Source organism: Streptomyces sp. NPDC050743 (assembly GCF_044456925.1).
Classification (GTDB): domain Bacteria; phylum Actinomycetota; class Actinomycetes; order Streptomycetales; family Streptomycetaceae; genus Streptomyces.
Window position 1 is genome coordinate 1 of record NZ_JBITGJ010000159.1, and the last position, 11,379, is coordinate 11,379.

Below are 11,379 nucleotides of genomic sequence, written 5' to 3' on the forward strand. Positions count from 1 at the left end.
TCATCCACAAGATCGGCCCCGGCCTCTACACCGCCACAACTTGGTCACCAACTCCCTTGCAGTGACACGGAGATCGTTAACTACCCGGCCTTGGGGCTTGATCCTGGATCTTGGACACCCGAGACACTTGGATCTTGAGTCCAGGAGAACGGATGTCCCGTGGTCATGAAGCACTATCCGCCGGAGTTCAAGGCGGACGCTGTCGCGTTGTACGAGTCGCGGCCGGAAGCGACGATCAGGTCGGTCGCCGCTGATCTGGGGGTGAACCTGGAGACGTTGCGGAACTGGGTCCGGGCGGCCGGAGCGAGCCGGCCCCGGGGACGCCGGGCGGAGGCGTCCGCCGAGCCGCCCACGCCGCTGGAGGCGGCGAGCGGCCTGGTCGGTCTTCTCCGGAATCACCGCCCGGATCTTGCGTCTGCGCAGGAGGTGCGGTTGGCGCGGGAGGAATACGCCTCATGCTCCACATCACGCCGTTGACCAGCCCCCGCAAGTCCGGAATCGGGCCGCGCTCACCCATCGGCAGCAGCGGATCGATCACCGCCCACTCGTCGTCCGTGAGATCAGCCCGGGTCATCCCACCTGTCTACCGATCCATCCCAGCCAGGGCAGCACAACAAGCAAACTCGTGATCTCAACTCGGCACACGCCCTGGTCCTGAGTCTCGAAGACGACTTCCCAGTGGCCGGCGTCAGAGGCGGTGCGAGCGCCTCCTTGCTGGGTCTCGTCCCGTTGCCGGAGTCTGCTCTTCCGCTGCCGTGCCACCGGCCTGGCAGCGTTTGCCTGCTCCACCGGAGCGAGACTGTTACGGCTCCACAGGTCGGGCGAGCTGCTGATCACTTGTCAGACACGGCCAAGCAGGACGACGACCAGCACGATGCCCGCGGCCACCGTGCCAGCGGGGCCGCGTACCGGCTCGGGCGGGCCCGGGGGCCTCGGCTGAGCCGGTACGCGATCGACGCCGTGTCCGTCAGCGCAGGCTGAACGTCGACAGGCGAAGGCCGCCGCTCAGGACCAGGTACACGTCCCGGCGGCCCTTCGCCGCGGCCGTCAGCGGTGCCGTCACCGTCTCGTACGTGTACGGCGACGATGTGCCCTCGAAGTGCGCCCTACCGGCCAACGTGCCGGTGGGAGAGCCGAGGCGCACCTCCAGCGTGCCGGAGGTGCCCGCCAGCCGGGTGGTCAGCGTCGACGCGCCCGAGCCGAGCCGTGTGTCCGCGAACTTCAGCCACGCCCCGTCGGCCGTGGCGGCCACCGCCGTTCCGCGGGCCTTCGACTCGTCCACCAGGCCGATCGCGTCGTAGTCGTCGAAGTTCTCGGCGCGGGTCGCCTTCGACAGGTCACGGGGCGGGATCGTCTCGCCCCGAACCGTGAGCGACGTACGTGCGCGGATGTCTGCCGACGACGCGCCCACCATCACGTCGTACGTCCCCGTCTCCACGACCCACTTCGAGCGGGTGACGTCCCAGTGCGCCAGGTCCGAAGTCCGCAGCTTCAGCCGTACCGTCCTCGTCTCACCCGGCTTCAGCGACACCCGCGCGTACGCCTTCAGCTGCTTCAGCGGCTGCTTGTCGCGCGACACCCGCTGATGGACGTACAGCTGTACGACCTCGTCGCCCGCCCGGCTGCCCGTGTTCGTCACCGGCACCTCGTAGCCGTCGTCGACCCGCTTCAGCTCGCCGTAGTGGAAGCTCGTGTACGACAGTCCGTACCCGAACGGGTACAGCGGCTGCCCCTTGAAGTACTCGTAGGTGCGGTCGGCCTTGATGATGTCGTAGTCCAGAATGGACGGGAGGTCGGACTCCGACCTGTACCAGGTCTGCGTCAAGCGGCCGGCCGGATTGGCGTCGCCGTACAGCACATCGGCCAGTGCGTTGCCCGTCTCCTGGCCCGCGTGCGTGGTCCACAGCAGGGCCGGGACCTCATTCTGCAGGGAGCCGAGCGTCGTGGGGTAGCTGTTCTCGACGACCACCACCGTCCGGGGGTTGGCCCGGTGCACCGCCTTGACCAGGGCCTCCTGCGACGGGGCAAGCCCCATGTCCGTGCGGTCGTGGGCCTCGCGCCCGTTGATCGAGGGCATCGATCCCACGACCACGACCGCCGTGTCCTTGCCCTTGACCGCGGCGACCGCCTCGTCGACGCCACTGCGCACGATGTCCTTCGTGTAGTGCGCGGCCTTGTCCTTGTCGACCAGGCCGAGCATGCCGTCGTCGCCGACCGGGCCGAGGTACACCGGGTTCGACCACCAGGACTCGCCGGTCTCGTAGCCCGCGTACCGCAGCAGATACGTCCCGTCGTCCTGCCGCTCCAGCTTGAACTGCTGCTGCACGAACCAGCCGTTCGGCTGCGTCTGGTCGTTGACGAAGTTCGACCAGTTGTAGCCGACGTACCTTCCGTTGGCGGCCGAGCGCAGGGTGACGATGCCCGATCCCCAGTCGAACACGTCGAACTGAGAACCCGGCCCCGAGTCCGTGGTCTCCTTCAGGGCGGCACCCGAGTCGCCCGTCCCCGCCGTGACGTACTTTCCGGTCGCCGTGTCCTTCAGCGCGATACGGTCCACGCCCTCGCTGCTCGTCACGGAAGTGCCGAGCTTCGACGCGATGCCGTCCCTGGGTGTCACCGCGTACGGAAGAGTGCCGGAGTACCAGTCGGTGTACAGGGTGTCGGCCAGCGGGCCGACCACGGCCGCGCTGCCGGACTTCCCGAGCGGCAGCACGCCGTCGTTCTTCAGCAGTACCGCAGCCTTGGTGGCCGCCTCGCGCGCCAGCTTCCGGTGGGCCGGGCTGTCGATGACGGACGCGTCGATGGACCCGTACTTGCCGCCGCCCGGGTCGAACTCGCCGAGCCGGACGCGGACGCTCAGCACATGCCCCACGGCTTCGTCGACGTCCGACTCCTTCAACAGGCCCTTGGACAACGCCGACTTGATCGCGGTCGTCGTCGGCCCGGAGTCCGTGTCGTTGTCCGTGAAGCTGTCGATACCCGCCTTCACCGCGGCGGCGTCCGCCTCGGCCTGCGTGCCGTAGTACTTCTGGCTGCCGACCAGATTGCCTGGAGCAAAGGCGTCGGTGACGTTCAGCAGGTCCCGCGACGTCCAGGTGCGCACGGTGTCGTCCAGGGCCGGGTTCACCGTGTCCGGGCGTCCGTTGACGAGGTTGTACGACGACATCACGCCCGTGGCCGCGTCCGCCTCGATCGCCGGCTTGAAGGCCTGCTCGTCGTACTCCTTCAGCACGCGCGGGCGCAGCTCGGAGGACGTGGTGTCGCGCTGGATCTCGTTGTTGTTGGCGAGGAAGTGCTTCAGCGTCGGAGCCGTCTTGAGGTGGTTCGGGTCGCCGCCGGTCAGGCCGGTGCCGTACGCCGTGGAGATCGAGCCGGTGAGGTAGGGATCCTCCGAGTACCCCTCCTCGTTGCGGCCCCAGCGCGGGTCGCGCAGCAGGTTCACCACGGGCGCCCATAGGTTGAGGCCCCAGCCGGCCGGGCGTTGCTGCTGGAAGCCGCGCGCCTCGTCGCCGACCGCCGAGCCGACCTGCCGGATCAGCGCCGGGTCCCAGGTGGAGGCGAGCCCGATCGCCTGCGGGAACACGGTCGTTTTGCCGAGCCAGGCCACGCCGTGCAGGGCCTCGGTGCCGGTGCGGAACGCCTGGATGCCGAGGCGCGGGATCGCCGGCTCGTACTGATGGAGGAGGGAGATCTTCTCGTCGAGTGTCAGACGGGAGAGCAGGTCGTCGACGCGCTTGTCGACGGGGAGGTTCGGGTTGCGGAAGGGGTACGCGGGGTCGTCCGCGCCGGCCGGGGTGGCGGCCGAGAGGCCGGCCACGAGTGCGAGCGCGACGACGAGCGTGGTTCTCTTTCTTCTCGTGCCTTTCTGCATGTCACGGCTCCTTTGGTGAGTGCCTTGTACATGAGGAACTTCAGGACGCGTTGCGCGGCGCCGTGCTCGCGCGTTCCGTCAGCCGGGGCGGCAGGAGCGTCGCCTCGGGTACGGCCGTGCCGTCCAGCTTCTTCATCAGCAGCCCCACGGCCCGCGCGCCCAGCTCGGCGGACGGCAGGGCGACCGAGGTGACGGGGACGCGGAGGGACTCGGCGAGTTCGTCGGGGCAGATGGCGGTGATGGACAGGTCGCCGGGGACCCGCAGACCGAGCTGCTCGAAGGCGTCGATCAGCGGCTCCAGAACCGCCTCGTTGTGCACGACAACCCCGGTCAACCCGGGCTGTTCGCGCAGCAGTTGCTCGGCGATCCGGCGTGCGGCGGCGGGCGAGGCCTCGCAGGGGTGGATGGACGAGGTGAGCCCGTTACGGTCGGCGGCCGCCGTGAACCCCTGCACCACCCGCTGCGCGAACGCCGTCTCGCGTACATAGACCTCAGGCGGCGACCCGACCAGCGCCACGACCCGGTGCCCGAGCCCCGCCAACCGTTCCACACACAGCTCGCCCGCCGCCTTGAAGTCAAGGTCGATGCAGGTCAGGCCCACCGGGTCCTGGGGGAAACCGATCATCACGGAGGGCCGGTCGAGGGTGCGCAGCAGCGGCAGCCGAGAGTCGTGGAGTTGTACGTCCATGACGATCAACGCGTCCACGAGCGCCGTGTCTGCGACCCTGCGCAGTCCTTCCTCGCCCTCCTCCTGGGTGAGCAGCAGCACGTCGTGGTCGTGCGTCCGTGCCGTGGTCACCACCGAGACCGCGAACTGCATGACCACCGGGACGTGGATACCCGACCGCAGCGGGATCACCAGCGCCAGCACGTTCGACCTGCTGCTGGCCAGCGCCCGGGCGCCGGCGTGCGGGCGGTAGCCCAGCTCGCGGATGGACGCCTCGATGCGCCGCCGGGTCTCCTCGGAGATCGGGCGTTTGCCGCTGAGGGCGTACGAGACGGTGCTGGGGGAGACACCTGCGTGCCGCGCCACGTCCGTGATCTTCACCATGGTCAGTCCAGCTCCAGTGGGGGAGGAACCATCACTCCGACTCCAGCTCCAGCGATAGCAATCCGGTACCCGCAGCCGCTCGCGCGATCCGCTCCCCGGCGGCCAGCGCCCAGGGAGCCGCCGGATCGCTGCTGGAGGCCCGTAGCGTGTCCCCCTCCCGGACGACGGTGAAGGTCACGTCTCCCACTGGCACCGTGACCCGCGCCCCGCGCTCGAGGCCGTAGGCGCACAGGGTGACCCCGTCGGCGTACGGATAGTCGGGCCGGTCGTCCACCGCGCCCACCGGGATCACCGCACCGGGTCTGACCAGCAGTGGAACGCTGGAGAACCCGTGGCGCTCGCGAACCCAGCACGGCCCGGTCACGGTCTGCCCGCTCAGGTAGTGGGTCCAGGTGCCCCCGGGCACGTAGTACGAGACGTCCCCGTCGTCGCTGAAGACAGGCGCGACCAGCAGATCGGGCCCGAGCATGTACTGCCGCTCCAGATGCGCGCAGCCGGGGTCGTCCGGGAACTCCAGCACCATCGCCCGCATCATCGGCACACCCTCCGCGTGAGCGGTGCGGGCGACCTCGTACAGGTACGGCATGAGCCGCAGCTTCAGCCGGGTGAAGAGCCTGAGGACGTCCACGGCCTCCTCGTCGAACAGCCACGGGACCCGGTACGACGACGATCCGTGCAGCCGGCTGTGCGAGGACAGCAGCCCGAAGGCGAGCCACCGCTTGAACAGGGCTGGCGTCGGAGTCCCCTCGAAGCCGCCGATGTCATGGCTCCAGAACCCGAAGCCCGACATGCCGAGGCTGAGGCCGCCGCGCAGCGACTCGGCCATCGACTCGTACGTGGCCTCGCAGTCACCGCCCCAGTGCACCGGGAAGCGCTGGCTGCCGACCGTGGCCGAGCGCGCGAAGACGACGGCCTCCTGCTCGCCGCGGTGCTTGCGCAGCACCTCGAAGACGGTGCGGTTGTAGAGGTACGTGTAGTAGTTGTGCATCCGCTCCGGGTCCGAGCCGTCCGCGTATGCCACGTCGACCGGGATCCGCTCACCGAAGTCGGTCTTGAAGCAGTCGACGCCCTGCGCGAGCAGTGCCTCCAGCTTGGAGGCGTACCAGTCGCGGGCGGCGGGGCTGGTGAAGTCGACGAGCGCCATGCCGGGCTGCCACAGGTCCCACTGCCACACGCTTCCGTCGGGCTTCCTGAGCAGATGGCCCAGGGCCTTGCCCTCGGCGAAGAGCGGTGAGCGCTGCGCGATGTACGGATTGATCCAGACGCAGATGTGCAGGCCCTTGTTCTTCAGCCGGGCCAGCATGCCCTCCGGATCGGGGAAGACCCGCGGATCCCACTGGAAGTCGCACCAGTTGAACTCGCGCATCCAGAAGCAGTCGAAGTGGAACACGGAGAGCGGCAGCTCGCGCTCCTTCATGCCGTCGATGAAGGAGGTGACGGTGGCCTCGTCGTACGAGGTGGTGAAGGAGGTCGACAGCCACAGGCCGAAGGACCATGCGGGCGGGAGCGCCGGGCGGCCGGTGAGGGCCGTGTACTTGCGCAGGATGTCCTTCGGGGTCGGGCCGTGGATGACGTAGTACGTCAACTGCTGGCTCTCCACGCTGAACTGGACCCGGGACACCGCCTCCGAGCCGACCTCGAACGACACCTTGCCCGGGTGGTCGACGAAGACGCCGTAGCCCGCGTCGGTCAGGAAGAAGGGGACGTTCTTGTAGGCCTGTTCGGTCGCCGTGCCGCCGTCGGCGTTCCACATGTCGACGACCTGGCCGTTCTTGACGAGCGGCCCGAAGCGTTCGCCGAGGCCGTACACCGAGGTACCGACGCGAAGGTCCAGCTGCTCGCGCAGGTAGTGGGCGCCGGTCGCGTCACGCATGATGCCCATGCCTTTGCGGCCGCTGGTGGTGAGAATGCGGCCGTGGGCGAGGAAGTCGACGTGCCAGGGTCCGGTGCGGGCGACGCGCACGGACAGGGCACCCGAGGTCACGGTGGCGTGCTCCTCGTCGTACTCCACCTGCGGTGTGAAGTCGTCCTCCCGCCGCACTTCGAACTGCGGCCCCCGGGGCTGCTCGCCCTCGAAGTGCGTGAAGGTGACGCCGATGATGTCCGGCATCGGCGCGTGTGCGCTGATCGTCACGACCGGTCCCTTCAGCAGGTCGCCGCGGTGGCGGATGGGCTGGGTCGGCGCGTCGATCTCCAGGGCCCCCGGGGAGGCGGTCACGTCCAGGACCTCGACCGGGTGGGCCGCGGTGACGCCTTCGCGCAGCAGCCAGTAGCCGTCGGTGAACTTCAAGCGTGTGCCCCCTACTTGACGGCACCCGCGGCGATGCCACGGGTGAGAGTCCGCTGGAAGACGAGGAAGAAGACGATGGCGGGCAGGACGCCGAGCAGGGCCGCCGCGTTGGTCATCGTGGCGTCCATGAGGCGCTGGCCCTGGAGGACACCGAGCGCCACCGACACCGTCTGGTTGTCGTTGGAGATCAGCATGACCAGGGGGAGCAGGAACTCGTTCCACGTCCAGATGAAGAAGAAGACGAGCAGCACGCCGATGGTCGGACGGCTGACCGGGACCACGATCCGCCACAGCACCTGCCACTTGTTCGCCCCGTCGATCCGGGCCGCCTCGATGATCTCGCGCGGGAACTGCCCGAGGACGGAGGAGAGCAGATACGTGCCGAAGGCGGCCTGGACGACGGTGAAGACGATCACGACGCTGAGCCGGGTGTCGTACAGGCCCACCTGCTTGCACAGGTAGTAGATCGGATAGACGAGCGCCTCCTGCGGCAGCATGTTGGCGAGCACGAAGAAGGCGAGCACCCAGGTGCGGCCCTTGATGCGGCCGATGCCGATCGCGTAGGCGTTGAGCACGGACAGGACCGCGGCCAGGACCGCCACCGAGCCGCTGATCAGGACGGAGTTGAAGAGCTTCTGGCCGTAGTCGACGCGCGACCAGAAGTCCTTCAGACCGTCCAGGTAGAGGCCCTTGGGAAGGCTGAGGGGGCCGTGCTGGGAGTATTCGGTCGGGGACTTCACGGCGTTGACCGCGACGATGAGGAACGGCAGGACCATGAAGGCCGCGCCGATGCAGAGCGCGATGAGCACCGGGTAGCGGCGTACGGCGGTCATGTGCGGACCCCCTCCTCGGCGTCCTCGGCGCGGGTCTGGAGCTTCAGTCCGACCAGGGCCAGGACGAGGATGATCACGGTGAGCACGGTGGAGACGGCGGCGCCGTATCCGACCTGGGTCTTCTCGAAGAACGTGGTGAAGGAGAAGTAGGAGGGGACGTCGGTGGCGCCGCCCGGCCCGCCCTTGGTCAGGACGTAGACGGCCCCGAAGACCTTCAGCGCGGCGATCGTGCACCACAGCAGCACGACGTAGATCTCGGGTCTGATCTGCGGCAGCGTGATGTGCCAGAAGCGACGCCACCAGCCGGCGCCGTCCAGCTCCGCCGCCTCGTACAGCTGCGGGTCGACGCGTTGGAGCCCCGCCATGAAGACGACGAGCGGGAAGCCGATCTGCACCCACACCATCACGCCCATGACGGTGTAGAGGGCGATGTCCGGGTCACCGAGCCAGTCCTGTTGCAGGGAGCCGAGGCCGACCGCCTTCAGCAGGGCGTTCAGGGCGCCGTTGTCGGGAGCGAGGACCCAGCTCCAGACGATGCCGGCGACTGCGATGGGCAGCACCTGCGGGAGGTAGAAGCAGGCGCGCAGGACGGCCGCCGTTTTGCTGCCGAAGTGCTTGCCTATGTAGTCGAACAGGGCGGCGGCGAGGACGAGTCCGAGCATCGTCGGTACGACGGCCATGGCGACGACCATGAACAGGCTGTGCCGGAACGACGCCCAGAACTCCGAGTCGTCCATCAGGTCGCGGTAGTTGGCGAGCCCGGTCCACTTCGGCGAGCCGACGCCGCTCCAGTCCGTGAAGCTCACGCCCGTGTTCATCAGGAACGGGACGACGATCACGGCGAGGAAGGCGAGGATGCCGGGGAGCAGGAAGAGGACGTACGACATGCGCGGGCGGGGGAGGCGCGGGCCGGCGTGCTGGTGCTTGCCGGCGGCCCGCGCACCCCGTTCGAGCGTGATCGTCATTGTTTCGGCACGCCCTTGTCGTACGCCTTCTGCACGTTGCTCAGATAGGCGTCCGGCTTCTCGCTTCCCGTGATCAGCTTCTGTGTCTCGGAGACGAGGACGTCGTAGAAGCCGGCGACCGGCCAGTCCGGGTAGAAGGCCAGCCCGTCACGTCCGGAGAGCGTGTTGAAGTCGGCGATGAGGGTCTTTGCCTGCGGGTCGGTGATGGCGGACGGGTCGGCCGCGACCGGCACGCCGCCCTTGTTGCCGAGCAGGTTCTGGATCTTCTTCGACATGGTGATGTCGATGAAGTCGTAGGCCAAGTCCTTGTTCTTGGCGCCCTTGGGAACGACCCAGAGGTTGCCGCCCGAGCCGAGGGTCAGGTTCGACCCCGGCCACAGCACGGTGCCCCAGTCGAACTTGTTCTCCGCCTTGAAGCGGCCGTACCACCAACTGCCGCTGAACAGGATCGGGTTCTTGCCCTGGATGAAGGCGACCCCCGCGTCCTCGGCCTTGGAGCCGCTGGACGTCTTGCTGATGTAGCCCTTCTTCACCCAGTCGGCGAAGGTGGTCGCGCCGTAGGTCCAGGCGGCGTCGTGGAAGTCGGACTTACCCTTGTAGAGCTCGTACGAGTCGACCCAGGAGCGTTCGGCCTTCGACAGCGCCAGCTGGTACAGATACTGCTGGGCCACGTACTCGGCACCGGCGTTGGCGAGCGGGGTGATGCCCTTGGCGACGAACTTGTCCATGGCTGCGGTGAGGTCGTCGAACGTCCTCGGCTCGGCGATGCCGTACTTTTTGAAGAGGTCCTTGTTGTAGAAGACCATGGTGTATTCGGCGTAATTGGGTACTCCGTACCACTTCCCTGAGCCCATGACACCGTTGGCGTCGTACTGACTGGTGGTCTTCACCCCGGCGCTGAGCTCCTTGTCCCAGCCGCGCTTGGTGACCTCGGCGGTCAGATCGGTGAGGAGCCCCTGCTTGGACAGCAGGCCTGCCGTCGCGTTGCCCTTGTTGTATTCCATGATGTCGGGCGCGTCCGAGGAGTTGAGGACCATCGGCGCGGTCTTCTGGATCTGTTCGAAGCCCTTCTCCTCGAACTTCACCTTCACGCCCGGGTGTTTCGCCTCGAATTCCTTGATGGCCTCGTTCCAGGCGATGCCCATCGCGCTGTTCGGGGCTTCGTAGTGCCACAGTTTGAGTGTCTTGCCGTCGGAAGAACCGCTGTCCGAGCCACCGCAGGAGGCCAGGAGCAGGGATCCGGTGAGGACCGCAGCCGCCGTCGCCACCACACGCCTTCGTGTTGTCAACATCCAGTGCCTCCAGGGGAGTCGGATGGGTGCCTGGGGTGTCACGCAACGTTCATCGAATCGATTCGATGCGTGACGTCGAAGCGCTTCGACGGTGGAAGGTAGGCGGGGGCTGTGGGCGCGTCAATGGGTGCGTACGAATCAGCGGAGATCCGTGCCGCTCGCCGATCGGGATCGTCGCCGGCGACGGGCGTGGACTGCGTGGCCGGATGCGATCAGCAGGGCCAAGGCCGCGGCGGTCGTCGACGGGGTGAAGCCGACAGTCGGTGAAAGGTGTTGCGCCGCCCAGCCGCCGGATCCGGCCACCCCGGCGCCCGTCCGCGGCAAGCACACACCTCCACGGGATTGGCCGGGGGTCTCCATTCCGGCGGTGGCTTTCCCGGCCTCGTCGCGGGCCTGGTAAGTGGGGGTTCCCCCCGACCGCCACTACGACTGGGTAATGATCGAGGTGACCGCCGACGACATCCCGCCCGGGCACGAGACGGGCCACAGCTTCCTGCTGGTCCGCCGCCACCGCTACACCCGTGAACTCTCCTTCTACCGCTGCCACTCCACCACCCCCGTCACCCTGTCCGACCTGGTCGAAGTCATCTGCTGCCGGTGGCGCGTGGAGGAAGATTTTCAGGCCGCGAAGTCCCTGGCCGGGCTCGATCAAGGGCAGGCGACCTGCTGGAACTCCTGGATGCGCTGGAGCCTGATCAGCCTCATCGCCGCTGCCCTTCTCGCCGTGGCCGCCGCCCGGCACCCCGGCGACACCGAAAGCGGTGGGCCCGACACCGAGCACGAACCGATGATCGCCCTCACCCGACCCGAACTCCTGCGGCTTCTACGGGCCTTCGTCCTGCCACAATCCGTCACCGCCGCCCAACACGTCCTGCGCTGGTCCCACTGGCGACGACGCCACCAACACCGGGCCGCCACCTGCCACCGCTACTGGAACGAGGTCACTGCAGCGGCGTGATCACGAACTACAGCTGCCGTGTCTGTCCCTTCAGTTGGAGATCAGCTGCTTCGCTGTAGTTCGGGGTGTGGTGGTGGTCGTGCCGTGGGGTGTCTGGCTTCGTGGGCGTGTTTGCGCCG

The 11,379-nt window shown here is 67.9% G+C and carries 8 protein-coding genes; 2 read left to right on the top strand and 6 right to left on the bottom strand.

Features of this window, described 5'->3' with window-relative positions; genetic code table 11:
• Positions 1-159 precede the first annotated feature (159 nt).
• Positions 160-477 carry a transposase gene (locus ACIBJF_RS48765; RefSeq protein ID WP_399184339.1) on the top strand — a complete coding sequence of 106 codons (318 nt, stop codon included), beginning with the start codon at positions 160-162 and terminating at the stop codon, positions 475-477.
• 490 nt (positions 478-967) lie between these two features.
• On the opposite strand, the gene ACIBJF_RS48770 is transcribed toward ACIBJF_RS48765, so the two are convergent.
• Genes ACIBJF_RS48770 through ACIBJF_RS48795 form a run of 6 tightly spaced genes read right to left on the bottom strand, consistent with a single transcriptional unit; the run spans position 968 to position 10,302 of the window.
• A complete protein-coding gene (locus tag ACIBJF_RS48770; protein WP_399184340.1) occupies positions 968-3,871 on the bottom strand; it encodes a glycoside hydrolase family 3 C-terminal domain-containing protein in 2,904 nt (967 codons plus the stop codon).
• A gap of 40 nt (positions 3,872-3,911) precedes the next feature.
• Complete coding sequence (locus ACIBJF_RS48775) at positions 3,912-4,922, bottom strand: LacI family DNA-binding transcriptional regulator (protein WP_399184341.1); 1,011 nt, start codon at positions 4,920-4,922, stop codon at positions 3,912-3,914.
• A 31-nt stretch (positions 4,923-4,953) separates the two neighbouring features.
• Complete coding sequence (yicI, locus tag ACIBJF_RS48780; protein ID WP_399184342.1) at positions 4,954-7,212, bottom strand: alpha-xylosidase; 2,259 nt, start codon at positions 7,210-7,212, stop codon at positions 4,954-4,956.
• Positions 7,213-7,223: 11 nt separating this feature from the next.
• Positions 7,224-8,045 (bottom strand): carbohydrate ABC transporter permease, encoded by an 822-nt coding sequence (locus tag ACIBJF_RS48785; protein ID WP_399184343.1) that lies wholly within the window; start codon positions 8,043-8,045, stop codon positions 7,224-7,226.
• The gene (locus ACIBJF_RS48790; protein WP_399184344.1) at positions 8,042-9,010 is read right to left on the bottom strand and encodes a carbohydrate ABC transporter permease; all 969 of its coding nucleotides are present in this window, start codon (positions 9,008-9,010) and stop codon (positions 8,042-8,044) included. Before ACIBJF_RS48790 ends, ACIBJF_RS48785 begins: the two co-directional genes overlap by 4 nt.
• Entirely contained in the window at positions 9,007-10,302 is a 1,296-nt protein-coding gene (locus ACIBJF_RS48795) for an ABC transporter substrate-binding protein (protein WP_399184345.1), read from the bottom strand. Before ACIBJF_RS48795 ends, ACIBJF_RS48790 begins: the two co-directional genes overlap by 4 nt.
• Positions 10,303-10,738: 436 nt before the next feature.
• Here ACIBJF_RS48795 and ACIBJF_RS48800 point away from each other — a divergent pair, with 436 nt between their 5' ends.
• Positions 10,739-11,260, top strand: coding sequence for a hypothetical protein (locus ACIBJF_RS48800; RefSeq protein ID WP_399184346.1), 522 nt, complete (start codon positions 10,739-10,741; stop codon positions 11,258-11,260).
• Positions 11,261-11,379 lie beyond the last annotated feature (119 nt).